At 70.7% G+C, this 25,989-nt stretch carries 22 protein-coding genes; 12 read left to right on the top strand and 10 right to left on the bottom strand.

The features are described 5' to 3' along the window. Window positions 1-38 precede the first annotated feature (38 nt). Complete coding sequence (locus tag BKK79_RS04245) at window positions 39-674, bottom strand: TetR/AcrR family transcriptional regulator (RefSeq protein ID WP_071012092.1); 636 nt, start codon at window positions 672-674, stop codon at window positions 39-41. A 193-nt stretch (window positions 675-867) separates the two neighbouring features. Here BKK79_RS04245 and rsxB point away from each other — a divergent pair, with 193 nt between their 5' ends. Next, the gene (gene rsxB / locus BKK79_RS04250; RefSeq protein WP_084084486.1) at window positions 868-1,722 is read left to right on the top strand and encodes an electron transport complex subunit RsxB; all 855 of its coding nucleotides are present in this window, start codon (window positions 868-870) and stop codon (window positions 1,720-1,722) included. Between the two features lie 18 nt (window positions 1,723-1,740). Beyond that, window positions 1,741-2,385, top strand: a complete 645-nt coding sequence (gene nth / locus BKK79_RS04255) for an endonuclease III (RefSeq protein WP_071012091.1) — start codon at window positions 1,741-1,743, stop codon at window positions 2,383-2,385. 75 nt (window positions 2,386-2,460) lie between these two features. On the opposite strand, the gene BKK79_RS04260 is transcribed toward nth, so the two are convergent. Together BKK79_RS04260 and BKK79_RS04265 are read right to left on the bottom strand one after the other, a co-directional pair. Beyond that, entirely contained in the window at window positions 2,461-3,048 is a 588-nt protein-coding gene (locus BKK79_RS04260) for a malonic semialdehyde reductase (protein WP_071012089.1), read from the bottom strand. Between the two features lie 85 nt (window positions 3,049-3,133). Further along, window positions 3,134-4,084: a DMT family transporter gene (locus BKK79_RS04265; RefSeq protein WP_071038422.1), complete on the bottom strand. Its 951-nt coding sequence runs from the start codon at window positions 4,082-4,084 to the stop codon at window positions 3,134-3,136. A 191-nt stretch (window positions 4,085-4,275) separates the two neighbouring features. On the opposite strand from BKK79_RS04265, the gene BKK79_RS04270 reads away from it, so the two are divergent. Both BKK79_RS04270 and BKK79_RS04275 read left to right on the top strand, forming a co-directional pair. After that, on the top strand, window positions 4,276-4,707 hold the full coding sequence (locus BKK79_RS04270; protein ID WP_071016234.1) for a DUF1841 family protein: 432 nt from the start codon (window positions 4,276-4,278) through the stop codon (window positions 4,705-4,707). A gap of 122 nt (window positions 4,708-4,829) precedes the next feature. Further along, window positions 4,830-6,107: a phospholipase A gene (locus BKK79_RS04275; protein ID WP_071037210.1), complete on the top strand. Its 1,278-nt coding sequence runs from the start codon at window positions 4,830-4,832 to the stop codon at window positions 6,105-6,107. A gap of 10 nt (window positions 6,108-6,117) precedes the next feature. Here BKK79_RS04275 and BKK79_RS04280 read toward each other — a convergent pair whose 3' ends face one another. Both BKK79_RS04280 and grpE read right to left on the bottom strand, forming a co-directional pair. After that, entirely contained in the window at window positions 6,118-6,555 is a 438-nt protein-coding gene (locus BKK79_RS04280; RefSeq protein ID WP_071012086.1) for a thioredoxin family protein, read from the bottom strand. A 136-nt stretch (window positions 6,556-6,691) separates the two neighbouring features. After that, on the bottom strand, window positions 6,692-7,240 hold the full coding sequence (gene grpE, locus BKK79_RS04285; protein WP_071012084.1) for a nucleotide exchange factor GrpE: 549 nt from the start codon (window positions 7,238-7,240) through the stop codon (window positions 6,692-6,694). A 267-nt stretch (window positions 7,241-7,507) separates the two neighbouring features. Here grpE and BKK79_RS41070 point away from each other — a divergent pair, with 267 nt between their 5' ends. Next, on the top strand, window positions 7,508-7,663 hold the full coding sequence (locus BKK79_RS41070; RefSeq protein WP_167366668.1) for a hypothetical protein: 156 nt from the start codon (window positions 7,508-7,510) through the stop codon (window positions 7,661-7,663). Between the two features lie 20 nt (window positions 7,664-7,683). Here BKK79_RS41070 and BKK79_RS04295 read toward each other — a convergent pair whose 3' ends face one another. The 3 genes from BKK79_RS04295 to hrcA form a co-directional block, all read right to left on the bottom strand. Beyond that, window positions 7,684-8,079, bottom strand: a complete 396-nt coding sequence (locus tag BKK79_RS04295; protein WP_071012081.1) for an RNA-binding S4 domain-containing protein — start codon at window positions 8,077-8,079, stop codon at window positions 7,684-7,686. Beyond that, window positions 8,076-9,191: a ferrochelatase gene (gene hemH, locus BKK79_RS04300; RefSeq protein ID WP_071012079.1), complete on the bottom strand. Its 1,116-nt coding sequence runs from the start codon at window positions 9,189-9,191 to the stop codon at window positions 8,076-8,078. Before hemH ends, BKK79_RS04295 begins: the two co-directional genes overlap by 4 nt. 77 nt (window positions 9,192-9,268) lie before the next feature. Next, on the bottom strand, window positions 9,269-10,303 hold the full coding sequence (gene hrcA / locus BKK79_RS04305) for a heat-inducible transcriptional repressor HrcA (RefSeq protein WP_071012077.1): 1,035 nt from the start codon (window positions 10,301-10,303) through the stop codon (window positions 9,269-9,271). 112 nt (window positions 10,304-10,415) lie between these two features. Between hrcA and BKK79_RS04310 the strand changes: the two genes are divergently transcribed. From BKK79_RS04310 to mprA, 4 genes are all read left to right on the top strand, one after another. Beyond that, on the top strand, window positions 10,416-11,333 hold the full coding sequence (locus tag BKK79_RS04310) for an NAD kinase (protein ID WP_071012076.1): 918 nt from the start codon (window positions 10,416-10,418) through the stop codon (window positions 11,331-11,333). An 83-nt stretch (window positions 11,334-11,416) separates the two neighbouring features. Next, window positions 11,417-13,153: a DNA repair protein RecN gene (recN, locus tag BKK79_RS04315; protein WP_071037212.1), complete on the top strand. Its 1,737-nt coding sequence runs from the start codon at window positions 11,417-11,419 to the stop codon at window positions 13,151-13,153. A gap of 58 nt (window positions 13,154-13,211) precedes the next feature. Beyond that, complete coding sequence (locus BKK79_RS04320) at window positions 13,212-13,637, top strand: hypothetical protein (protein ID WP_071012072.1); 426 nt, start codon at window positions 13,212-13,214, stop codon at window positions 13,635-13,637. A 209-nt stretch (window positions 13,638-13,846) separates the two neighbouring features. Next, window positions 13,847-15,526: an MprA protease, GlyGly-CTERM protein-sorting domain-containing form gene (gene mprA / locus BKK79_RS04330; RefSeq protein ID WP_083384009.1), complete on the top strand. Its 1,680-nt coding sequence runs from the start codon at window positions 13,847-13,849 to the stop codon at window positions 15,524-15,526. 76 nt (window positions 15,527-15,602) lie between these two features. On the opposite strand, the gene rrtA is transcribed toward mprA, so the two are convergent. Continuing rightward, entirely contained in the window at window positions 15,603-16,220 is a 618-nt protein-coding gene (rrtA, locus tag BKK79_RS04335) for a rhombosortase (RefSeq protein WP_071037214.1), read from the bottom strand. Window positions 16,221-16,227: 7 nt separating this feature from the next. After that, window positions 16,228-19,095, bottom strand: a complete 2,868-nt coding sequence (gene glnE / locus BKK79_RS04340; RefSeq protein WP_071012066.1) for a bifunctional [glutamate--ammonia ligase]-adenylyl-L-tyrosine phosphorylase/[glutamate--ammonia-ligase] adenylyltransferase — start codon at window positions 19,093-19,095, stop codon at window positions 16,228-16,230. A 195-nt stretch (window positions 19,096-19,290) separates the two neighbouring features. On the opposite strand from glnE, the gene BKK79_RS04345 reads away from it, so the two are divergent. The 3 genes from BKK79_RS04345 (at window position 19,291) to tldD (ending at window position 25,957) form a co-directional block, all read left to right on the top strand. Then, window positions 19,291-23,478, top strand: a complete 4,188-nt coding sequence (locus tag BKK79_RS04345; protein WP_071037215.1) for a YhdP family protein — start codon at window positions 19,291-19,293, stop codon at window positions 23,476-23,478. A gap of 65 nt (window positions 23,479-23,543) precedes the next feature. After that, entirely contained in the window at window positions 23,544-24,365 is an 822-nt protein-coding gene (locus BKK79_RS04350; RefSeq protein WP_071012063.1) for a carbon-nitrogen hydrolase family protein, read from the top strand. Between the two features lie 131 nt (window positions 24,366-24,496). Next, window positions 24,497-25,957 carry a metalloprotease TldD gene (gene tldD, locus BKK79_RS04355; protein ID WP_071012061.1) on the top strand — a complete coding sequence of 487 codons (1,461 nt, stop codon included), beginning with the start codon at window positions 24,497-24,499 and terminating at the stop codon, window positions 25,955-25,957. The last annotated feature ends 32 nt before the right edge of the window (window positions 25,958-25,989 follow it).

A 25,989-nucleotide genomic window follows, 5' to 3' on the forward strand; every position in this document is an offset into this window, starting at 1 on the left:
GAACGCCCGCGCCCCGCGCGGGCGTTTTCCATTTCAATTCACTTGTGCATCAGGTAGGCGAGCAGCATCTCGGTGTGCAGCGCGATGAAGCGCTCGTGCTCGTCCTGGGCGGCGATGTCGCGCCCGATCACGGCGCTGATGGTGTAGCGGTTGGAGAGTACGTAGTAGCCCAGCGCCGAGATGGTCAGGTAGAGCTGGGAGACATCGACCTGCGCGCGGAACAGGCCCTGGCGCTGGCCGCGCGCGACGATGTGCTCCAGCACCTTGACCACCGGGTTGATCAGTTGGTGGAGATGCGCGGACTCCTTCAGGTGCCGCGCCTCGTGCAGGTTCTCGCTGTTGACCAGGCGGATGAACTCCGGATGCTCGTAGTACCAATCCCAGATGAAGCGCGCCAGCTTGCGCACGCCGGCCACCGGATCCTCGTCTTCGATATGGAGCGCTTCCTCGGCCGCGCGGAACTCGGCGTACTGGCGCTCGAGCACCGCCAGGAACAGGCCTTCCTTGCTGCCGTAGTAGTAATACAGCATCCGCTCGTTGGTTTCCGCGCGGCGTGCGATCTGGTCGACACGGGCCCCTGCCAGCCCCCCTTTGGCGAATTCTTCGGTGGCCGCGGCCAGGATGCGGCGCCGTGTTCCTTCGGGGTCTCTCTTGGTTCTGGTCTCGTTTGCCATGCCGGATCGAATCACTGGATGCGCGGATTATGGCACAGGCGATCTGCCGGTCCGCCGCGTAAAGCGCGCATCTTCGTGGTTTCTGCGCCGCGGCGAAATCGGGGATAATCCCTGCGGCGCGGCCGCGCCCGCCCGAGCAGAAGGCGGGCCGTCCGCCCGCTGAACCGATTGCCCCACCACCCGACCAAGCGCCGTGACCCGTCACACCCCGACCCTCGCCGACCGCCTCGAGGCCCTGCTGCCGCAAACCCAGTGCACCAAGTGCGGATTCGACGGCTGCCGTCCCTATGCGGAAGCCATGGCCCGGGGAGAAGCCGACTGCAACCGCTGCCCGCCCGGCGGCGCCGAGGGCATCGCCCGGCTGGCCGCCGCCCTGGACAGGCCGGTGCAGCCGCTGGACCCGGCGCGCGGCCACGAACAAGCGCGCGCCGTGGCCGTGATCGACGAGAGCCGCTGCATCGGCTGCACCTTGTGCATCCAGGCCTGCCCCGTCGATGCCATCGTCGGCGCCCCCAAGCAGATGCACACGGTGCTGCCCGACTGGTGCACGGGCTGCGACCTGTGCGTGGCGCCCTGCCCGGTCGATTGCATCGACATGGTGCCGGTCACCGGCGAGCGCACCGGCTGGGCCGCCTGGTCCCCGCAGCTCGCCGGCGAGGCGCTGGCACGCTACCGTGCCAGGGGCTTGCGCCTGGTGCGCGAGCGCGAGGAGAACGAGGCACGTCTGGCCGCCAAGGCCGCCGCCAAGCTGGAAGCCCTGGCCCAGGAAGCCGCGCAGGACGAGGCGGAGCGTGCCGCCCAGGCGCGCAAGCGCGCCATCATCGAAGCCGCCATCGCCCGCGCGCGCGAGAAGCAGCTCGCGGCCAAGCCGCGCAATACCGAAAACGTGCCGGCCAGCGTGCAGGCCCAGATCGATGCCGCCGAAGCCCGCCGCGCCCGCCTCGCAGCAGGCGCGCAGCCGCCTGCCCCTGCGGCGACGCCAGGCGTCGGCGGTACCGCCGGTGGTACCGATGACGGGGCCGGCGAGCGCAGCGACAAGACCGACTGACAACCAGAAGACCGCCTCATGAACGCCGCCAAGTGCCGCGCCCTGTTCGAAACCCTGCGCGAAACCAACCCGACGCCGACCACCGAGCTGGAGTACAGCTCGCCGTTCGAACTGCTGATCGCCGTGCTGCTGTCGGCCCAGGCCACCGACGTCGGCGTGAACAAGGCCACGCGGCGGCTGTTCCCGGTGGCGCACACGCCGGCGCAGATGCTGGCGCTCGGCGAAGAAGGCCTGGCCGACTACATCAAGACCATCGGCCTCTACAAGACCAAGGCCAAGCATGTCATCCAGACCTGCCGCATCCTGGTCGAGCAGCACGGCAGCAAGGTGCCGGCCGACCGCGCCGCGCTGGAAGCCTTGCCAGGGGTCGGGCGCAAGACCGCCAACGTGGTGCTGAACACCGCCTTCGGCGAACCCACCATCGCGGTCGACACCCACATCTTCCGCGTCGCCAACCGCACCGGGCTGGCCGTCGGCAAGACCGTCGACGTGGTCGAGCAGAAGCTGCTGAAGGTGGTGCCCCATGAGTTCCTCCACGATGCCCACCACTGGCTGATCCTGCACGGCCGCTACGTCTGCAAGGCGCGCAAGCCCGAATGCTGGCACTGCGTGATCGAGCCGCTGTGCGAGTTCCGCGAGAAGACCGAAGCGCCGAAGGGCTGACGGCCTGAGGCCTGAGGCCGGATGCAAAAAGACCCGCTCTCAGCGGGTCTTTTTGCTACCTGGCGATGTGCCGCTTCAGACGATGCGGCAAGCCTCGTCGAACGACAGGCGCGGATTGCGCGGGTACAGCTTGTCGGCCTCGCCATAACCGAGGTTGCACAGGAAGTTGACCGACCACTTACCGTCCGGGAAAAAAGCGGCATTGACCTTGGCCGCGTCGAAGCCGCCCATCGGGCCGCAGTCCAGGCCCATGGCACGAGCGGCCAGGATGAAGTAGCCGCCCTGCAGCGAGCTGTTCATCAGCGCGTCGCGTGCGATCTTCTCCGGCTGGCCGGCATACCAGGAGCGCGCATCGGCGTGGGGGAACAGCTTGGGCAGCTGGTCGTGGAAGGCATTGTCGAAGGCGATGATGGCGGTCACCGGCGCCGAGCGGGTCTTGTCCACGTTGCCGGGCGACACGCACTCGACCAGGCGCGCCTTCTCGGCGGCGCTCTTGACGAAGACGATGCGCGCGGGCGAGCCGTTGGCCGCGGTCGGGCCGAACTTCATGGCTTCGTAGATCTCGTGGAGCACGGCATCATCCACATGGCGGTCCTGCCACTCGTTGTGGGTGCGGGCTTCGGTGAAGAGTTGGGCCAGGGCGGCCTGATCGATCCGCGTCATGCGCTGTTTCCTGTAGGAAAGGGGGAAAGCGTGCATTGTACCCAAGCCCCCGCGCGTACCACGACAAGCGCTTTGAGCGAGGGATTCAATTCTGTTGATTGCTGGCGGCACGCCGGCCGCCCTGCACGCCCTCGGCCTGCCCGCGGCGTGCCAGCCACAGCACTCCGACCAGGATCAGGGTGCCGCCGAGCGCCTGGGTCCAGCCGACCTGCTCGCCCAGCAGCAGGGCTGCCAGCACCACCGTGACCACCGGCTCCAGGGTCGACAGCATCGACGCCCGCGCCGCGCCGAGGCGCTGCAGCCCGGCGAAGAACGTCAGGATGGCCAGCACCGTCGACAACAGCGCGATCGCCAGCAGCGCCAGCCAGCCACCGAGGTCGCCCGGGAAGCGCGGCGGCACCCCGGCCGCCGCGCGCAGCAGGCCGGCCGCACCGTACACCAGGGCCGCCGCCGCGCAGACCACGGTGGTGGTCGCCAGCGGCGGCACGCCTGCGGTCAGGCGGGCGCCGACCACGATGTAGGCGGAGTAGATCAATGCCGCCGCCAGGCCGAGGCCGATGCCCAGCGCGCTGCCCTGCCCGCCCCCGACCGTGAGCCCGGCCCCGGCCGAGCAGAGCAGCAAGGCGGACACGGTGGCGACAGTCAGCCGCTCCTGGAGAAACACCGCCGCCAGCAGCGTGACGAAAAGCGGGTAGAGATACAGCAGCAGCGCCACCAGGCTCGCCTGCGCATGGTTGAGCGCCGAGAAGAAGCAGAAGGACTGGCCGACGTAGCCGATCCCGCCCATCGCTGCCAGCGCCAGCACGCGCCGCCGCGGCGGCAGCCGGATGCCGCGCGCGCGCATCACCGCGACCAGCGCCACGGCGGCCAGGCTGAAGCGCACTGCCAGCAGGCCGTAGACATCGGCGCCGGAGGCATAGGCGAAGCGGGCGAAGATGGCCATCGCGCCGAAGGCGCTGGCGGACACGGCGATCAGCAGGACGCCGGCGCGCTTGTCGCCGGGCGCGACGGGGGCGGCAAGGGGGGAACGGGTCATCGGCGCGGTGGCGGTGGCGGTGGCAATGGACAAGCGGCCAGGGAACGGGTGGCGCGGACCGGCGGGATATGCGCGCCGGGATTGCACCGGGATTGCGCCGGGCTGGCACCGCCCTGCATTCTACCGGCGCACACCGCTGCCCACGCTCGGTACCGGCGCGGCCGGCGCCGCTCGTCTACAATAGCGCCACCATGTTCAATCCCTCCCGAGAAGAAGTCCGCCGGTTCTTTTGCGACGCCTGGCGCAAGCACACCGAAGGCACTGTCCTGACGCCGCTGGAAGCCATCGCGGCAGACTGGATCGAGCAGCACCCCGAGTACCACGCGCTGCTCAGCGATACCGAAGGCGCGCTGGCCGAGCAGTTCACGCCGGAACGCGGACAGACCAACCCCTTCCTCCACTTGTCGATGCACCTGTCCATCTCGGAGCAGGTCTCGATCGACCAGCCGCCCGGCATCCGCCAGGCCTACGAGACCCTGTCGCAGCGGCTGGATTCGCCGCACGAGGCCCAGCACCAGATCATGGAATGCCTGGGCGAGATGCTGTGGCAGGCGCAGCGCACCGGCCAGCCGCCCGACGGCGAGCGCTACGTCGACAGCATCCGGCGCCGCGCCGGCCGCTGAGCCCGCATCGCACCGGGTGCACGGTCCCTGAGTGCACCGCAACGCGGCCATGTTACGCTTGCGCCCATTGCAACCTGCCGCCGTGGCTGCGCCTCCCCGGCCGGGCGTGGCGGATCCGATATATGACCAGGAAATCATGTCTCGGGGTTTCGCAAGCGCACCGCCCCTCCCGGCACTTCCCCGGCGCGCACGCCGCCCTGCTCACCCTGCTGCTCGGCGGCTGGCCGCTGGCCGGCGCCGCCGCAGTTTCCCTGCTGCAACCGCCCCGGGTCGTCGACGGCACCCGGCCCCTGCAGTTGACGCTGCTGATCCGCGCCGACCAGGGCAGCCGCCTCTACGCCATCCCTGATACGCTGGAAGTCATGGCAGCCGGCGAGATGCAGGCGCCGCAGACCCTGACACTGCGCCGGAACGGCGGCGGCGCAGCCACGCTGAGGCTGCGCCAGGGGGAGAGCCACACGGTGGACTACGCCGCGGCCTGGCCGTCCACGCTGCGTGGCCAGGTCCGTCTCGACGTGGTCGGCGTCGACGCCGCGCCGGTACTGGTCACCCTGAACCAGGCATCGCAGCCGGACGAACGGGCCGGCCCGGCGGCCGCGGCCGCTGGCCCCACCGCACCAGCCACCGCCGCGCCCATGCCGGTGGTGGCCCAGGGCGCGCCCGCACCGACGCCGGCCGACCTGCGCGATAACGCCCGGCTTTCCGTCCATGAGCCGATGTATCTGCTGCTCGGGGCGCATGACGGCGCCAATGCCAAGTTCCAGCTCAGCTTCAAGTACCGCATCTTCGAAGGCAAGGATCCGGCCTCCCGCCGCCTGCTCGACAATCTGTACTTCGCCTACACGCAGACTTCGATCTGGGACCTGTCCCAGCCGTCGGCCCCGTTCCGCGATACCAGCTACCGGCCGAGCGTCTTCTATTACCTGTCCGACACCGGGGTCAAGGGTCCGCTGCTGTCGCGGCTGTCGCTGGCCACCGGGCTGGAGCACGAATCAAACGGGCGCGATGGCGCCCAGTCGCGCAGCATCAACACCGTCTTCGTCACCCCGACCTTCTTCCTCGGGGACCAGGCCGCCTGGCATTGGCGCGTGGCTCCCAAGCTCTATTACTACCTGGAGAAGAGCGACAACGCCGACATCGGCCGCTACCGGGGCTACATGGACCTGCACTTGGCCTACGGCAAACCCGACGACTGGGAGCTCGCCGCCATCCTGCGCAAGGGCACGCGCAGCGACTACGGCAGCCTCGAAGCCCGCGCCACCTACCCGCTGGCACGGCTGATCCCCGGCACCGCCGGCTACCTGATGGCGCAGTACTTCATCGGCTATGGCGAAGACCTGCTGGACTATAACCGCCGTTCGCCCTGGCAGTTCCGCATCGGCTACGCGCTGTCGCGCTGAACCGCGGCACTCAGCCGGCGAGCGGCTTGCCGGCGGCCTTCAGGCGCGCATTGGCGACGGCGGCGGCGAACTGGCCGTGGCCGTGCCAGCCGGTGGCCCGTCCGAGTTTCCTGCCGCCCTGGAAGAACAGGAAGACCGGAATGCCATGCAGGCCGAAGCGCTGCCCCAGTTCGGGATGCGCATAGACATTGGCGTGCAGCCAATGGAGATCGAGCGCCCGGATCGGCTCGGGATTGGCCAGCATGGCCCGCTTGGCCATCTCGCAGTTGAAACAATCGACGCCCCAGCAGAACAGGCAGACCATCCGCTCGCCGGCAGCGGCAAGGGCTGCATCGATGGTGCTCCCGTCCACTTCCTGCATGGCGAGCAGGTCGAAGGCGCGATGGTCGAGATGCTCGGGACCTCCGCGCTGCTCGCGGCGATCGGGCCGGCTGGTGTCGCTGCACATGGGATTCCCTCCCGGGGAAAAGCCGCCCGAGGCGGCGACCGGCATGAAAAAACGCCCGGGCCTGCCGGCACCGGGCGTCTTGCTGGCGCCGCGGGGCGCCCGCGCCGCGGCGCGACCGGCGCGCCCTGCGCGTGGCTTACTTCGGGGCGGACACCGTAACGAGTGCCGGACGAAGCACTCGATCGGCGATCAGGTAGCCGCGCTGCAGCACCGCCACCACCGTATTGGGTTCCTGCTCCGAAGGCACCATCGAGATGGCCTGGTGCTTGTGCGGGTCGAATTTTTCACCGACCGGGTTGAGTTCGACAACCTTGCCTTTCTCGAAGGCATTGCTGAGCTGGCGCGCGGTCAGTTCCACGCCTTCGCGCAGCTTGGCGATGTCGCCCGAACCGTCGGCCAGCGCCGCCTGCAGGCTGTCCATGACCGGCAGCAGGTAGTCGGCGAAGCTCTCGATGGCGAATTTGTGGGCCTTGGACACGTCGTCCTGGGCACGGCGGCGGATGTTCTCGCCCTCGGCCGTCGCGCGCAGGTACATGTCGTAGTGCTCGCGCGCCTTGGCCTCGAGAGCGGCGATCTGTGCCGCCACATCCTCCACCACGGCGGCCTCGGCCTGGGCCGGCGCCGCGTTGCTGGTGTCCTCGCCCGCGGGCGTCGTCGGGGATGGCGTCTGCTTATGTTCTTCCATGTCGATCCGTAAATAAAGCACGGCACGCGCCTGGCGCGGCCGTTGGGAGGTCAATCGGCAAGTCTAACCCCCAACTGGAGGCAGCCGGGCGATTTTCAAGAGTCGCGCCGGCAGCCGTTGAAACACGCGGTTACAAAGCCCCGTCCAGTGCAATCAACGCCGTGTTGCCATGCTGCACCGCACCTACTAAGATGGTTTTGAATAAAGTGATAAAAATAACGGGGGGCGCGGATGCATTGCCTGCGGGTCCATGCCGAAGGGGTTGCCATGCATAAACTGCCTGTCATCGCGATCTGCCTGCTCGCCGCCTTGTCGGCGATGACCGTTTTCATCTGCGCGTCCGGCGCGCTGACGCCGCGCGACACCGAATACGGCAGCGGCAAGGCCATCTTCAAGCACTATATCGTGCAGCACCTGCGCTGAGCGGGTCGGCACGATCCGCCTCAGTCTCCGAGTCCGTCGATGCGCCGCCGATCGCGTTTGGTCGGCCTGCCGTGCCACTGCGCGGCGGGTTCGCTATGCAGGCGGCGGCGCTCCGCCTCGACCTGCCTACGCGCCTGGCTGGCTTCGCTCTCGGCGTAGAGCGACTGCGCCACCGGCGCCGGCCCGCGTGCCGCCGCGATGCCTTTCACCAGCACTTCCCAACGCTGTCCATGCGCCTCCAACACCACCGTGTCGCCCGGCCGCACCTCGCGTGAGCTCTTGCAGCCCTGACCGTTGACCTGCACCCGCCCGCGCTCGACAGCCTCCGCTGCCAGCGAGCGGGTCTTGAAGAAGCGCGCGCACCACAGCCACTTGTCGATGCGCAGCCGTGCCTCCGGCTCGAAACTGACATTCATGCGGCAGCCCCCCGGGTCTGGGCACGCGTGCGCCGGGCTTCGAGTTCGTGCGGATGCGGCGCACGGAGATCCCAGCCCTGCAGGTGCTGCAAGGCGATCTCGGCCAGGCCGGCGATCCAGGCCGGCGCATCGTTGAGGCAGGGAATGAAATGGAAATCCTTGCCGCCGGCCACACGGAACACGGACATCCCCTCGATGGCGATCTCTTCGAGCGTCTCGATGCAGTCCGCCGGGAAGCCCGGGCAGAACACGTCGACGCGGCCGGCGCCGACCCGGCCCAGTTCGCGCAGCGTGGGCGCGGTATAGGGCTGCAGCCACTCCGCCCGGCCGAAGCGCGACTGGAAGGTCACCTGGTACTGCCCGGGCTGCAGGCCCAGCGCCTCGCCCAGCAGCCGCCCCGTCTTCAGGCATTCGCAGTGATAGGGATCGCCCAGCTCGAGCATGCGCCGCGGCAGGCCGTGGAAGGACAGGATCAGCTTGTCGCCGCGCGCGAAGTCCGGCATGCCGTGCTGGGCCCAATAGGCGCCGACCTGCTGGTGCAGCGCGCCGATATAGGCCGGATGGTCATGGAAATGCTTGACCAGGCGCAGCTCCGGCTGGTTGCGCCAGGCGGCCAGCACACGGAAGGCCTCGTCGAAGGCGGTCGCGGTGGTACTGGCCGAGTATTGCGGATACATCGGCAGCACCAGCACCCGTTCGGCGCCCTGGCGGCGCAGCGCTTCCATCACCGACGCGATCGACGGGTTGCCGTAGCGCATCGCGCAGGCCACGGTCACCTCGTGCCCATGCTGGTTGAGCAGCAGTTGCAGGGCGTGCGCCTGGCGCTCGCTGTATACGAGCAGCGGCGAACCCGTCATATGGGCCTCGCGCAGCCAGATCGACTCATACTTCAGCGCCGAAGCACGCGAGCGCAGCGGCAGGATGGCCCCGTACAGGATGGGCAGCCAGGCGGCGCGGGGAATCTCGACCACGCGCGGATCGGACAGGAACTGCTTCAGGTAGCGCCCTACCGCTTTGGGCGTCGGCGCGTCCGGGGTCCCGAGGTTGACCAGCAGGATCGCGGTACGCGTCACCTGGCCGTGCTGGTAGGCCGGTTCTGGCGAAAACGTCATGTCAATTCCGGTTTGGCGCGCCCGCGCGCGCCGGGTACGGGCCCGGCCGGTCGCCGCGCGCCGGCACGGGACGAACGTCAACTCTGGCTGAGTGCGCTGGACAGCAGCCGGGCGGTGATGTCGACGATGGGAATCACGCGGTCGTAGGCCATCCGGGTCGGACCGATCACGCCCAGCGTGCCGACGATCTGCCCGTCGACCTCGTAGGGTGCGGTGATGATCGCCATGTCCTCCAGCGGCACCAGCCGGCTCTCGCCGCCGATGAAGATCTGCACGCCCTCGGCATGGCTGGATACATCGAGCAGCTGCAGCAGGCTGGTCTTGTGCTCGAACACGTCGAACAGCCGGCGCAGCTTGTCCATGCTGGACGACAGGTCCTCCACCTCCAGCAGCTTGCGCTCGCCGGAAATGAAGACCTGCTCATCCTCCTCGGCCATGGCGTCGCTGCCCGCCTGCACCGCCGCCTGCATCAGCTGCGACATGTCCAGGCGCAGCGCCTGCAGTTCGCCGCGCAGGTGGTCGCGCACGGCGTCGAAGCTCATGCCGGCGTAGTGGGAGTTGAAGAAATTGGCCGCCTCCACCAGCTGGGCCGGGGTATACGCCAGCTCGGTCTGGATGATGCGGTTCTGCACATCGCCCTCGGGGGTGACGATGATCAGCAGGATGCGCTTGGCCGACAGGCGCATGAACTCGACCTGCCGGAAGGCCTGGGCACGCCGCGGCGTCATCACCACGCCGGCGAAGTGCGACAGGTTGGACAGGGTGCGCGCGGCACTGCTGAGGATACGCTGCGGGGCCAGCTGCTGGCCGCTGAGCTGGTCCTGGATCAGCTCGGCCAGTTCGCTGCGGGCGGGCGTGCCCTCGGGCGCCTTGGTGGTCAGGATGGAGTCGACGAACAGACGGTAGCCGCGCGGCGTGGGCACGCGGCCCGCCGAAGTGTGCGGACTGGAGATGAAACCCATCTCCTCCAGATCGGACATCACATTGCGGATGGTGGCCGGCGACAGGTCCAGCCCCGAGTACTTGGACAGGGTCCGCGAGCCGACCGGCTGCCCCTCGGCAATGTAGCGCTCGATCAGGGTCTTGAGCAGCGTTTTCGAACGTTCATCCATAGTGCCCCGATTTTACGCAACTTTTACCGGATGGGGCGTATCGCGCAACGGCCTGCCGCCGCGGCGGCAGGCCATGCTGACAATGGTCACGGCGGTATGGTCTAATCCCGGCATGTCCGCACACCCCAAGCCTGGCGCCGCCCGCGCGCCCTTCCGCACCGTGGCCCTGATCGGCCGCTACTCCACCGCCGGCATCGAGGCGCGGCTCGAGGAGCTGGCTTCCTGCATCCTCAAGAACGGCCAGGACGTGGTGTTCGAGCGCGATACCGCGCTGGCCACCGGCCTGACCGGCTATCCGGCGCTGGCACCGGAGGAGATCGGCCGCGAGGCCGACGTGGCGGTGGTGCTGGGCGGGGACGGCACGCTGCTGGGGATCGCCCGCCAGCTCGCCGGCCACGACGTGCCGCTGATCGGGGTCAACCACGGGCGGCTCGGCTTCATGACCGACATCCCGCTGGAAGACGTCCAGTCGGTGCTGCCCGACATGCTGGCCGGCCGCTACGAGGCGGAGACGCGCATGCTGCTGGAATCGCGCGTGGTGCGCGACGACGAGCAGATCTTCTCGGCGCTGGCCTTCAACGACGTGGTGGTCAACCGCTCCGGCATTTCCGGCATGGTGGAGCTGGCCGTCTCGGTGGATGGCTATTTCATGTATAACCAGCGTTCGGACGGCCTCATCGTCTCCACCCCGACCGGCTCCACCGCCTACGCCCTGTCGGCCGGCGGCCCGATCCTGCATCCCACGCTGTCCGGCCTGGTGCTGGTGCCGATCGCACCCCACGCGCTGTCCAACCGCCCGATCGTGCTGCCGCACGATGCCGAGGTGACCATCGAGGTGGCCACCGCGCGCGACGCCAGCGTCAACTTCGACATGCAGTCGCTGACCTCGCTGCTGCCCGGCGACCGCATCGTGGTGCGCCGCTCCGACAAGACCATCAAGCTGCTGCATCCGGTCGGCTATAACTATTACGCCACGCTGCGCAAGAAGCTGCACTGGCACGAGTATCCGTCGGAAGACAATCGCCTTTGAGCCGCCTCGCCTTCCGCCCCCTGCTCGCACCTGACCTGCACCTGACCTGCTCCTGACCTGCACCTGACCCGCCACCCAGAACGATGCTGCGCAGCCTTTCCATCCGCGATTTCGTCATCGTCGACGCGCTCGACCTCGACTTCTCCGCCGGCTTCACCGTCTTCACCGGTGAGACCGGCGCCGGCAAGTCGATCCTGATCGATGCGCTGGCCCTGGTGCTGGGCGAGCGCGCCGATGCCGGCGTGGTGCGGGAAGGCGCGGCACGGGCCAGCGTCAGCGCCACCTTCGCCACGCACCCCGCGCTCGATGCCTGGCTCGGCGAACGCGAGCTGGCTGGCGAGGGCGACGAGCGCGGCACCGTGCTGCTGCGCCGCACGGTCGACGCCAGCGGCCGTGGCAAGGCCTTCATCAACGGCGCCGCCGCCACGCTGGCGCAGTTGCGCGAGGTCGGCGACCAGCTGGTCGACATCCATGGCCAGCATGCCCACCAGCAATTGCTGCGTCCCGATGCCCAGCGCCTGCTGCTGGACGCCCATGCCGGGCTGACGGCCCAGGCCGGCGCCGTGGCCGAGGCCTGGCGCACCTGGCGCGCCTGCGTGCGCCAGCGCGAGACGGTCGAGCAGCAGTCGCGCGAGATGCAGCTGGAGCGCGAGCGCCTGGAGTGGCAGGTCGGCGAGCTCGACAAGCTGGCACCGCTGCCGGGCGAGTGGGACGAGATCCAGTCCGAGTACAACCGCCTGTCGCACGCGGCCGGCCTGATCGACGGCGGCCGCGCCGCACTCGACGCACTCTCCGAAGCCGATGGCTCGGTGCTGTCCGGCCTCAATACCATCGTCCAGCGGCTGCGCCAGCTGGCCGATATCGACCCGGCCCTGCGCGACGTGCTGGCGGCGCTGGAGCCCGCCCAGGTGCAGGCAGAGGAAGCCGCCCACTCGCTGACCCGCTACGTGGACCGCCTCGAACTCGACCCGGAGCGGCTGCAGGCGGTCGAGGAGCGCATGCAGGCACTGCACGCGACGGCGCGCAAGTACCGGCTGCCGCCGGAGCAGTTGCCCGCCGAGCTGCAGGCACGCCGCCAGCAGCTCGACGACCTGCAGGCCGCGCAGGACCTGAACAAGGTGATGGCACGCGAAGCCGCGGCGCGCGCCGCCTACCTGACCATCGCGCATCACCTCAGCGATGCGCGCAAGGCGGCCGCCGCGGCCTTGTCGGCCGCCATCACCGAGGCCATGCAGGGCCTGTCGATGGCGGGCGGCAGCTTCGCCGTGGCCTTGCACCCGCTCGAGGACGGGCTCAGCCACGGCCTGGAGCAGGTCGAGTTCCTGGTGGCAGGCCACGCCGGCGTCAGCCCGCGCCCGCTCGCCAAGGTCGCTTCGGGGGGCGAGCTGGCCCGCATCAGCCTGGCGATCTCGGTCATCACCAGCGAGGCCGCGCCGACCCCCACCCTGATCTTCGACGAAGTCGATGCCGGCATCGGCGGCGCGGTCGCCGAGGTGGTCGGCCGCCGCCTGCAGGAGCTCGGCCGCAGCCGCCAGGTGCTGTGCGTGACCCACCTGCCCCAGGTGGCGGCGCAGGCCGGCAGCCACCTGCTGGTCAGCAAGGCCACCACATCGGGCCCCGGCGGCGCGGTCACGCGCTCGCATATCCGCGTGCTCGATGCCGGCGGACGCGTCGACGAGACGGCGCGCATGCTGGGCGGCGCCACGGTGACAGCGACCACGCTGCAGCATGCCGAAGAAATGCTGGCGCAAGGCGCGCGCGGCGGCAGCGCCACCCACGGCAGCAAGGACGGCCGCCGCCCGCGCCGGGCCGCCGTCTGACCCGGCCGACGCCGCTGCCACCGCGGCGCCCCCTACCCCCCTTCAGGAGATCCGAACCATGTCGACCCGCAAGCTGGTCCGCCCGCTGCTCACCGGTGCCCTGGGCCTGGCCCTGGCGCTGGCACTAGGTGGCCTGACGGGCTGCCAGGCCCAGTCGAAGCCCGTGCCGCCGCCGCCCGGCGGCATCACCGCCGATCGCTCGCTCGGCGACATCATGGTGCGCTTCCGCCCGCCCGCCGTGAACGACTCGGTCGAGGCCGGCAAGCTGCTGGCCGAGATCCAGGGGCCGGCGCGCTTCGTCGTCAAGCGCCCGATGTCCGGCGGCGTCTGGCTGGTCACCGCCATCAGCGATAACGCCGACGCCACGCTCGACCAGGCGCTCGAACGCCTGCGCGCTGCGCCGCGCGTGGAAGTCGCCGAGCCGGACCGCCTGCTCAAGCCTAACCGCGAAATGCCGAAAACACGCGAGATGCCACCGGACTGACCGCCACGCCGGCTTGTCACGGGCCGGTCACCGGCTTGTCATATCCCGCTGGCTGCCGTCGGCGCGCTTTGCGCACAGCGAGGCGCCGCAGCATGCCGGGAGCCGGGATGCGCACGACGGGCAGCACCACCCGGGAGGCCGGCCAGGTGCTGGCGCAGGGCACGTAGGGCATGCAGGACAGCACATTGCCAGGGAGCAAGGAGAAGAAGATGCAAAGCACATCGTGGGCCCCTTCCAGCAGCAGACACGACGTGGCCGCGCCATGGCGCCGGCGCCTGGGTCAGGCCGCCGCCGTGGCCGCCGCGACGGTCGCGGCCGCCCTGCTGGCGCCAGCCGCCGGCGCCGCGGACGGCAGCACCGTTGCTTCCGGCACGGGCGCTTCCAGCGCCGCCGTCCGCTACAGCGGCAACTTCATCGTGCGCTGGCGCGACGGCAGCACCAGCAGCGCCAGCCCAAGCAGCGCCACCGGCGATTCGCAGCGCATGCTGCAGATCCAGCAGAACACCGGCGTCGGCCTCTCGGTCAAGCGGCAGATGGGCGGCAGCTACCAGCTGATGAGCGTCGCCGGGGGCAGCACGGATCCCGAGGCGACCGCGGCGAAGCTGCGCCAGGACCCACGCATCGCCGAAGTGGTGCCCGACCGCTGGCTGCACGTGACCGACACGGCGCCGAACGATCCCTACTACGCTTCCGGCCAGTATCCCCAAGCCCTCTACATGGGCTCACCGAGCGCGCAGGCCGGTGCCGCCAACCTGCCCAAGACCTGGGACGTGACCCAGGGCAGCAGCAGCATCGTCGTCGCCGTGGTGGATACCGGCTACCTGCCCCACCCTGACCTGGCCGCACGCCTGCTGCTGCCCGGCTACAACTTCGTCAGCGCCAACGGCGCCACGCGCAGCAACGACGCCACCGATCCGGGCGACTACATTCCGGCCAACTACACCTGCCCCGGAACCAGTTCGTCGAGCCCGACGCTGACGCCGAGCAGCTGGCACGGCACGCGCGTGGCCAGCGTGATCGGCGCCGTCACCAACAACAACAGCAACATCGCGGGCGTGGACTGGAACGCGCGCATCGTGCCGGTGCGCGTGGCCGGCCAGTGCGGCGCGCTGCTGTCGGACACCGTCGACGGCATGCGCTGGGCCGGCGGCCTGTCGGTGCCCGGCGTGCCCAACAACGCCAACCCCGCGCGCGTGATCAATATCAGCCTCGGCGGAGGCACCTGCAGCCAGATCGAGCAGCAGGCCGTCAATGACCTGACCGCCAAGGGCGTGGTGGTGATCGCCGCCGCCGGCAACAACGGCGGCGCGGTGGAAGCACCAGGCGACTGCAGTGGCGTGATCGCGGTCACGGCGCACGTCAACAACGGCGAGAAGGCCAGCTACGCAAGCTATGGCTCGCAGGTGGCGCTGAGCGCCCCGGGCGGAGGCTGCGGGGTCTCGCAGGCCGACTCCAGCGGCAACTGCTCCTCGCCCTCCTGGGTCCTGACGCTGTCCAACAGCGGCCAGACCACTGCCGGCAGCTATAACCTGGTCGGCTCGGCGGGCACCAGCTTCGCCGCGCCGATGACCACCGGCGTGGTGTCGCTGATGCTGGCCGCGAACGGTGCGCTGACGCCGGCACAGGTCGCCAGCGCCTTGAAGAGCTCGGCACGCGCCTTCCCGGGCAACACCTTCTGCGCGACCAACAGCGGCGCGTGCGGCGCCGGCCTGCTCGATGCCTTCGGCGCGGTGACGGCCGCGGGCAGCGTCCAGTCGACCCCCTCCACCCCCACTCCCGCCCCTGCGGCCAGCGGCGGCGGCGGTGGTGGCGGTGCGGTGCCGCCCTGGACGGCCGCGCTGCTGGCGGCAGCCGGCCTGCTGGCCTTCCTGCTGCGCCGGCGCCGGTGAGACGTCGCGCCCGCCGGCGGCCCAGGCCACCGGCGGGCACGGTGCTGCCTGCGCGCCGACGCGGACCGCCGTCCGCTCAGGCAGCGCGGCGCGCGGCCAGCCACTCCCCGGCCAGCCACAGCAGCAGTCCCGCCAGCGCACCGGCCGCATGCGCGGCCCGCACCACGCCGAAGCCCCAGGCCGGCTCGAACACCACCGCGGCCAGCCAGGACTGCTCCAGCCAGACCTTGACCAGCACGCCCAGGCACAGCGCGACGCCTGCCACGCGCGGCCAGCCCGGCCGCTGCAGCAGCCGCAGCCCGGTCCACGCGGCCAGGCCATGCAGCGCGCCCGACAGGCCGCCATACCATGCCACCTCAGGCAGGCGCAGCAACGCTGCCTGCGCCGCCAGCCCGCATGCCGCCAGCACGGCCAGCAGCGCGCGCGTGCGCGCCGCCACCCCGCCCAGCAGCAGCAGGCCGGCCGCGGCCAGCGTGTCGGCCAGCCAGTGCCGCCAGCCGAGGTGCACCCACATCGCGGTCACCAGGCGCCACCACTCTCCCGTCAGCACTGCGTCGCGCAGGTAGAGACCGTGCGCGTGCAGCCACGGCGAAAACGTGAACATTGCCGACAGCGCGGCCACGCCGGCCACCGCCGCCCATAGCGCCGGCGCGGCGGCGTGCGGGCCGGACGGCCCGGACGGACCAGCCGTCATCGCCCGGTCACGGCGCGGCCGCCGCGCCGCCGGTGCCGAACACGGCCTGCCACAGTGCCCGCACCTGGCCGGCGGGTTCCGCCACCGAAGCCGGCTCGACGCGCGCCTGGGCGTGCCCGTCCAGCCGCAGCTGGTGCTGGCGCGCGCGGAACAGGCGGTAGGCATCGCCCACTGCCAGCGCCAGCGCCGCATCGATCAGCCCGAGATCGCCGGCCGTGCGCAACAGCGCGATATTGCCGCTGTTGCGCGTCAGCTCGGCGTGGGCAGCGCTGTGCAACAGCACCAGGTACTGCACGGTGAACTCGATGTCGACCATGCCGCCGCGGTCATGCTTGAGGTCGAACAGCGCGCCGCGGTTGGGATGGCCCTCGGCCACCTTGGCCCGCATGTCGACGATCTCGGGCGCCAGCGTGGCGGCGTCGCGGGGCTGGCGCAGGACCTCGTCGCGCAGGGCCTCGAAGCGCGCGCCGATGGCGCGGTCGCCGGCGCAGAAGCGGGCGCGCGTCAGCGCCTGGTGCTCCCATACCCAGGCGGCGTTGTCGCCTTCGCGCAGCTGGTAGCGGCGGAAGGCATCGAAGCTGGTCACCAGCAGTCCGGCGGCCCCGTTGGGCCGCAGCCGCGTGTCGACGTCGTACAGCATGCCGGCGGCGGTGTGGCTGGTCAGCCAGGTGATCAGCCGGCGCGCGAAGGCGGCATAGACATCGGGCGCGCGCTCGTGCTCGTCCTCGTACAGGAAGATGATGTCGAGGTCGGAGGCATAGCCCAGCTCCTTGCCGCCCAGGCGCCCATAGGCGATCACGGCGAAGCGCGGCGACTCGCAATGGCGCGTGGCCAGCTGCCGCCATACCGTGCGCAGCGTGACCTCCAGCACCGCGTCGGCCAGGTCGGACAGGCGGTCGGCGACCTGCTCCACCGTCAACAGGCCTTGCAGGTCCTGCAGCAGGATGCGGAAGGTCTCGGCGTGGTGCTCGCGCCGCAGGATGTCCATCTGCGCCTCGACCTGGCCGTCGGCGACGTGCAGGCGCTCGTCCAGCCGGGCCTGGAAGGCGGACCAGTCGGGCGCGTCCGCCAGCGCCTCGTTGTCGAGCAGTTCGTCGAGCAGCTGCGGATGGCGCGTCAGGTAATCGGCGGCCCAGCGCGACGCGTGCAGGGTGTGGGCGACACGCGCCATCGCCTGCGGGTACTCCGACAGCAGCGACAGGTAGGAGGCGCGGCGGCTGATGGCGTCGAGGAAATCGAGGAAGCGGGTGATGGTGCTGTCGGCGTCTTCCTGGCGCGCGGCGAGGTCGAGCGCGCGGTTGACCAGCAGGTCGAAGCGCGCACGGCTGGCCTCCGACAGCGCGCGGTAGCGCGGCGACACCAGGATCGCGCGCAGGCGGTCGAACAGCGCGCCGCAATCGCTGAACCCCGCCGCCTGCAGGCGCGCGCACGGCGCGTCCTCGCCCGCCTCGGTGGCTTCCGCCGCCGGGCCGCCCTGCACTTCATCAACGGCATCGCGCACCAGGGCCGGCCACAGCGCCTCGCAGGGCGCGGTATCGGGATCGGAGAAGGTCGCCTCGAACTGCTGGGCAACCGGTTCCTGCAGCGCCTGCAGGCGCGCCAGCAGCGTTTCCCAGTCGTCGCAGCCCATCATCTGCGCGACGGCCTGCTGTTCCTCCGGCGTGGTCGGCAGATGGTGGGTCTGGGCGTCGTCGCGGTACTGCAGCCGATGCTCGAGCTGGCGCAGGAAGCGATAGGCATCGGCGAGCTGCTCGGCCTGGCCGGCCGGCAGCAGGCCGCGTTCGACCGCGACCGCCAGCACCTCCAGCGTGGGGCGCACCCGCAGCGCAGCATCCTGGCCGCCGCGGATCAGCTGGAAGACCTGGGCCATGAACTCGATCTCGCGGATGCCGCCGCGGCCCAGCTTGATGTTGAAGGAGCGCTGATTGACCCCGTGTCCGGCCAGGCCGCCGCTGCGCTTGGCCGCCTCGGCACGGATCTGCGCGTGCAGCGAGCGGATCGCCGCGATCACGCCGTAGTCCAGGTAGCGGCGGAACACGAACGGCAGGGTCAGGTCCGACAGCAGCCGCGCGGTACGCTGCGCATGCGGCGTCGCCAGCGAAGAGACCACGCGGCCCTTGATCCAGGCATAGCGCTCCCACTCGCGCCCCTGCACCACCAGGTACTGCTCGAGCATGCCCAGGCTGCAGGCCAGCGGGCCGGCGTCGCCATTGGGACGCAGGCGCATGTCGACGCGGAACACGTAGCCGTCCCCGGTCACGTCGGCGAGCAGGTTGATCAGGCGCCGGCCCAGGCGGATGAAGTACTCGTGGTTGGACAGGCTGCGCGTGCCGCCCTGCGTCTCGCCATCCTCGTCATAGAGAAAGATCAGGTCGATATCGGAGGAAACGTTCAGCTCGCGCCCGCCCAGCTTGCCCATGCCGACCACGACCAGTTCCTGGACCTCGCCGCTGCCCGCGCCCACCGGGCGGCCGAAGGTCGCCGCCAGGTCGGCGCCGAGCACCGCCAGGCCGTGCTGGATGGCAAGCTCGGCCAGGTCCGACATCGCCGCGGTCACCTCGCCCAGGGTGGCTGCGCCGCGCAGGTCGCGCTCGATCACCACGCACATCACCTCGGCGCGCAAGCGCCGCAGCGCCTGCTTGGCGGCCTCCTCGGCATCGGCCGACGGCTGCTGCAGCAGAGCCAGCCGGGCCTCCATCCAGGCACGCGTCAGCGGCACGCGCATCGCCTCGGCCAGCACGTCCTCCAGGCCATCGCGGGCCTGCAGCATGCGGCGCGCGTAATGGGAATACGCGGGCGAGTACAATGCCGGCTCAGCGTTGCCGGCGGGAGCCATCCCGACCGCCGGCATTGTGGCGAATGCGCCGCCGGACATGCCGGCCGGGGACTGTTCCCCGGTGGCCGTGCTGGCGGCGACAGGCGCCGGTTCGGAACGCGTCGATGCGGGAGCAGTCATTCTGTCGGTCTGAAATGCGTGTCTGGTTGCCGCCCAATACCCGCGCCCGCGGGCGCTCGAAGAAAGGAAAGGCACCGAATTGGAGAGCGGCTAGTATTGTCGGATAATCTGCGCATGTCCAGCCGCACGCCCCCTCCCGCAGAGCGCTCCGCCACCGGCAGTGCCGCGGGCCCGCACGACAACGCGGCCGGCCTTCCCGGCGGCATGCGCGCACTCGGCCGCCTGCTGGCCGAGTGGCGCGCCCACCCGCTCTGGCCCGGCCTGGGGCGCGCCCTGGTGCGCCTGGCCCTGGTGCTGGCGCTGCTGGCCCTGGCACTCGGCCTGCTGATCCGCTTCGTGCTGTGGCCGCAGGCGGGCGCCGCGCGCCAGTGGCTGGAAGACCGCGCCTCGGCCACGGTCGCGGCCCACGTCACCATCGGCCGGCTCGACACCTACTGGGACGGCTGGCATCCCGCCTTCCGCGCCGGCAACCTGCGCATACTCGACGACGACGGACACCTGCTGCTGGCGGCCGGCAATATCGACGGCGCCCTGTCCTGGCACTCGCTGTTCGGCATGGACCTGCGCTTCACCCGCGTCGCCGCCCAGCAGACCGACCTGCTGGTGCGGCGCACGCCGGCCGGCAAGCTGCTGGTCGCCGGCATGCCGGTGGACCCGTCCAGCGACCGCTCCAACGACAACCGCTTCCTCGACTGGCTGATGAGCCAGGGCCGCGTGGAGCTGGACAGCGGCAAGCTGCGCTGGCTCGACGACCATGCCCGCCTGCCGCAGCTCGACGTCGGCGACATCCGCCTCAGCGTCAGGCGCGACGGCGCGCACCACCTGTTGCGGCTGGAAGCGCACTCCGCGGCATTGTCGCCGCAGCCGCTGGTGGTGCAGGCCGACATCCGCCACGAATACCTGCACCGCGCCGGCGACTGGCGCACCTGGTACGGCCAGGCCAGCTGGAACGTCGCCCGGCTGCAGCTGCCGGTGGTGCAGCGCTACCTGAGCCTGTTCCAGCACGTCGCCGACGGCAGCTTCAGCTGCGACGGCAGCATCGAGTTCCGCGCCGGCGCGATCGTGCGCAGCCAGGCACGCCTGCGCGCCAGCGCGGTGGACCTGCAGCTGGCCGGCGCACCGGAGCCGCTGCGGCTGGCCAACGCGCAGGCCTTCCTGCTGCACCGCGCCGATCGCCAGGGCAACCACCAGCTCACCATCGACACGCTGCTGTGGCAGCCCCCGGCCGGCGAGAGCGCGGCGGCGCCGGGCGGCACGGATGCAAGCTGGCGCGAAGGCATGCGCAAGGTCACGGTCAACTGGGCCACCGGCAGCAAGGGCGAGCTGCGCAAGTTCTCGCTGAAGGCCCCCAGCCTGGACCTCAACCCGGTGCGGGCGCTGGCCGGCTCGCTGCCGCTCGACAGCGGCGTGCTGCGCCAGTTGCGCGCCCTGCAGCCGGCCGGGCATATCGACAATCTCGACGCCAGCTGGAGCCGCGACCACCCGGGCCTGCTGAACCGCCGCGCCACCGGCACCCACTATGCCGTGCAGGGCACCTTGCGCGACGTCTCGCTGCGCAGCCAGCCCGTGGCTCAGCCGGCCGGCGGCCACATCGCAGGCCTGCCGGGATTCGCGCACCTGTCCGGCAACTTCAGCTTCGACGAACGCCAGGGCAGCGCCCGCCTCGAAAGCACCGGTGCGACGCTGAGCCTGCCGGGCGTCTTCGAGGATCCCGACCTGCCCTTCGACCAACTGAGCGGCGAGTTCCGCTGGAGCCGCGACGGCGGGCGCCTGCAGGTGCGCACCAGCGGCGTGCGCTTCGCCAATGCCGACGTGGCCGGCACCGTGCGCGGCAGCTGGCAGGCCGGCGGCGAGAGCCAGGCCGGCATCGCCGACCTGTCCGGCGAACTGGCCCGTGCGCAGATCGCACGCATCCCGCGCTACCTGCCGCTCGGCCTGCCGGGCGATACCCGCCATTACCTGGGCGGCGCGCTGGCCGGCGGCGAGGCGGCCAATGTCAAGTTCCTGCTGCATGGCGACCTGACCCACTTCCCGTTCCACGGCGCCCCGCACGACAAGGCCGGCGATTTCCGCGTGGAGGTGCCGGTGCAGCAGATGCGCTACCAGATCGCCCCGCACCAGCCGGCGCCGGGCGGCGGCCCGGCATGGCCGCTCTTCACCGATATTTCCGGCCAGTTGCTGTTCGAGCGCGGCGCCCTCTCCTTCGTCGCCGAACGCGGCGGCGTGCAGGGCGTCCCCGGCGTCGTGCTGCACAACGTCAGCGGCCAGATCGCCGACCTCAGCGACCGGGGCCACCTGCTGCTGGAGGGCGCTGCCTCCGGGCCGCTGCAGTCCTTCCTGCGCTTCATCGCCGCCAGCCCGCTGCACGGCTGGACCGGACATGCCACCGCCGACGCGCGCGGCCAGGGTAACGGCGAGCTGAAGCTGAAGCTGGACCTGCCGCTGACCGACTCCAGCCACGCCAGGATCGACGGCCAGTTCCGCCTGCCCGGCAACGATGTGGTGCTGGCACCAGCCTTGCCGCCGCTGTCCGGCGCCAGCGGCACCATCGCCTTCAGCGAGAAGGGATTCCAGCTGGACAATGTACGCGGGCGCATGCTCGGCGGCGAGGTGCGCGCCAGCGGCGGCAGCCAGCCGGACGGCTCGGTACGCGTGGTCGCCAGCGGCAATGCCAGTGCCGCCGGCATCCGCGAGGCGATGGCGGGCACGGCGCTGGCCGGGCTGGCCGGCAGGCTGGACGGCGGCGCGGGCTACAACGCCGTGATCGGCGTGCGCGACGGCCAGACCCAGGTCCAGATCGGCAGCGATCTCGCCGGCATGGCGCTCGGCCTGCCCGCGCCGCTGGGCAAGAGTGCCGCGGCCGCGGTCCCGCTGCGCTTCGAGCTGCGCCCGGCCGCCGGCCGCGCCGAGCAGCAGGAAATGCTGCTGCAGTATGGCGCGCTGCTGAATGCGCGCTACCTGCTGAAACGCGACGCCAATGACGCGCTGGTGGTCCAGTCCGGCGGCATCGGCGTCCAGCAGGCGGCGCCGGCTCCCGCCAGCGGCGTCTCCGCCGCGCTGGCGCTCGAACATTTCGACCTCGACGCCTGGCGCAGCGCGCTCGGCGAAATCGGCGGCCAGGGCGGCAGCCAGGGTGGCAGCACCCCGGCCGGCGGCCCCTCGGGCTACCTGCCCGAACGCCTGGCGGTACGTGCCCGCACGCTGCACGTGCTGAGCCGGGACCTCGACGATGTCACGCTCGACATCAGCCGCCAGGACAACGGCTGGGGCTTCCAGGTCGACTCGCGCCAGATCGCCGGCGCCTTGAGCTGGCGGCCGCGCGCCGGCACCCCGTCCGGGGCGCTGCGCCTGCGCCTGACGCGGCTCGACATCCCCGACGCGGCCGATGCCGGCAAGGCCGCCGACGCGATCGCCACCAATATCGACGAGTTGCCGGCGATCGACCTGGTCGCCGACCAATTCGAGCTGCGCGGGCGCGATTTCGGCAAGCTGGAGATGAAGGCGCAGAGCGGCAATGCCGATGGCGAGCCGGTGTGGACGCTGGAACAGCTCAAGATCGAGCAGCCTGCCGCCACCCTGGACGGCCGCGGCAGCTGGCGCCTGCCCCGGCGCCTGCGCGGCGGCGACGAACAGGCCGCGCGCCGCACGCAGCTGAGCTTCGAGCTGGATATCCGCAATGCCGGCGCCCTGCTCGACCGCATGGGCCTGCCGCACACGCTGCGCGACGGCCGCGGCAAGCTGGAAGGCCGCGTCGGCTGGCTCGGCTCGCCGCTTTCGATGGACTACCCCAGCCTGTCGGGCCAGCTGTCGCTGCAGCTGGACAACGGCCAGATCCTCGCCGTCGAGCCGGGCGCGGCGCGCCTGCTCGGCGTGCTCAGCCTGCAAGGGCTGCTGCGCATCGCCACGCTCGACTTCCGCAGCCTGTCCGGCCAGGGCACCGTGTTCGACACCATCTCCGGCAACGGCACCATCGCCAACGGCATCGGCACCATCAGCGATTTCCGCCTCAAGGGCTCGCAGCTCAATGCCACCATGACCGGCTCGGCCGACCTGCTGCGCGAGACCCAGGACCTGCGTGTGGCGGTGGTACCGCGCATCAACGCCACCTCGACCTCGGTGGCGGCCGCCTTCGTCAATCCGGCACTCGGCATCGGCACGCTGGCGGCGCAACTGCTGTTCGCGGACGAGTTCTCCAAGGCCTTCACGCAGCACTACCACATCATCGGCAGCTGGGCCAACCCGCAGATCGATAAAGTGGAGGACAATCGGGCTCCGTACCACAAGCCCTCCGACCGCCCCTAGGCCCGCCAGCGCCCCCCGGTGACGCCGGGGCGCACCACACCACGCCCGCTCGAGGAAGCCGACCGATGAGTACCTCCAACCTTTTCCGCGTCGCCGCGGTACAGACCGTCAGCGGTACCTCGCTCGAGGCCAACCTGGCCCGCGCCGGCGCCCTGATCGACGAGGCCGCCCGCGGCGGCGCAGAACTGGTGCTGCTGCCGGAGTACTTCTGCCTGATGGGCCTGCGCGAAACCGACAAGGTGGCGTTGCGCGAGCGCGATGGCGACGGCCCGGTGCAGCGCTTCCTCGCCGACGCCGCGCGCCGGCACGGCATCTGGCTGGTGGGCGGGACGCTGCCGCTGTGGTGCGAGGATCCGGCACGCGTCTACAACACGTCGCTGGCCTACGATCCGCGCGGCGAGCGCGTCGCACGCTACGACAAGATCCACCTGTTCGGCTTCACGCGCGGCAGCGAGAGCTACGACGAAGGCCGCTCCATCCTGGCCGGCACGCAGCCGGTGCGCTTCGACGCGCCCTGCGGCCCGGTCGCCATGTCGGTCTGCTACGACCTGCGCTTCCCCGAGCTGTACCGCTCGCTGGCCCGCGGCGACGGCGTCAACCTGATCCTGATGCCGGCCGCCTTCACCTACACCACGGGGCAGGCGCATTGGGAAATCCTGCTGCGCGCCCGCGCCATCGAGAACCAGTGCTACGTGCTGGCTGCCGCACAGGGCGGCCGGCACGAGAACGGGCGGCGCACCTGGGGCCATTCGATGCTGGTCGATCCCTGGGGCGAAGTGCTGGCGATGCTGCCCGAGGGCGAAGGCGTGGTCAGCGGCACCATCGATCCGGCGCGGCTGGCGGAGATCCGCCAGAACCTGCCTGCGCTGCGCCACCGCGTGCTGTAGCATAGGCGGCACTGACCCATTGGCACCATCGGGCCCGCCGGAACCATCGGAAGCGGGCCGGGCACCCCCGAATTTTCCCTGCGCGCCGCCACCCCGGTGCGACGACGCAATCAAGGCAATAAAGGAACACCATGAACGCCGGCGATCTCGGAATCCGCAACCTGGCCACCGCGCAGCAGTTGCTGCTGACCCCTTACGGCCTCGACGAGGCCAAGCTGCAGCGCGTGCTGGCCGACATCTTCACGCACAAGGTCGACTATGCCGACCTGTATTTCCAGTACACCCGCAACGAGGCCTGGAGCCTGGAAGAAGGCATCGTCAAGTCCGGCAGCTTCAGCATCGACCAGGGCGTGGGCGTGCGCGCCGTGTCGGGCGACAAGACCGCCTTCGCCTACTCCGACGAGATCAGCCTGGCCGCGCTGAGCCAGGCCGCGGCGGCCACGCGCACCATCGGCCGCGCCGGCAGCGGCCGCGTCAAGGTGGCCGGGGCGCTGTCCTCGCAGGGTGGACGCGACCTCTATACGCCCAATGATCCGCTCGACTCCATGAGCGCCAGCGACAAGGTCGCCCTGCTCGAGCGCATCGAGCGCATGGCCCGCGCCAAGGACCCGCGCGTGGTGCAGGTCATGGCCGGGCTGGCCGGCGAATACGATGTGGTACTGGTGGCACGCGGCGACGGCGTCATCGCCGCCGACGTGCGTCCGCTGGTACGCGTCTCGGTGACCGTGATCGCCGAGCAGGGCGGGCGCCGCGAGATCGGCTCCTCCGGCGGCGGCGGTCGCTACGCCTACGGCTACTTCAGCGACGAACTGCTGCAGAAGTACGTCGACGAAGCGGTTTCCTCGGCCCTGGTCAACCTGGAGGCGCGTCCCGCGCCGGCCGGCGCGATGACCGTGGTGCTGGGCCCGGGCTGGCCCGGCGTGCTGCTGCACGAGGCCGTCGGCCACGGCCTGGAAGGCGACTTCAACCGCAAGGGCTCGTCCGCCTTCGCCGGCCGCATGGGCGAGCGCGTCGCGGCCAAGGGCGTCACCGTGGTCGACGACGGCACGCTGGCCAACCGGCGCGGCTCGCTGAACCTGGATGACGAGGGCAATCCGACCCAGTGCACCACGCTGATCGAGGACGGCATCCTGCGCGGCTTCATGCAGGACACCCTCAACGCGCGCCTGATGAAGATGCCGGTGACCGGCAACGCGCGCCGCGAAAGCTACGCCGCGCTGCCGATGCCGCGCATGACCAACACCTACATGCTGAACGGCGACCGCGACCCGCAGGAAATCATCGCCAGCGTCAAGCGCGGCCTGTACGCGGTCAATTTCGGCGGCGGCCAGGTCGACATCACCAATGGCAAGTTCGTCTTCTCGGCGAGCGAAGCCTACCTGATCGAGGACGGCAGGATCACCGCGCCGGTCAAGGGCGCCACGCTGGTGGGCAACGGCCCCGAGTCGCTCAAGGACGTGACCATGATCGGCAACGACATGCGGCTCGACTCGGGCGTGGGCGTGTGCGGCAAGGACGGCCAGAGCGTGCCCGTGGGCGTCGGCCAGCCCACGCTGCGCATCGAGAACATGACGGTCGGCGGCACGGCCTGAGCACCGCGCCGGCGCGGGCGGCGGGCGGACGC

The organism is Cupriavidus sp. USMAA2-4 (assembly GCF_001854305.1).
Classification (GTDB): domain Bacteria; phylum Pseudomonadota; class Gammaproteobacteria; order Burkholderiales; family Burkholderiaceae; genus Cupriavidus; species Cupriavidus malaysiensis.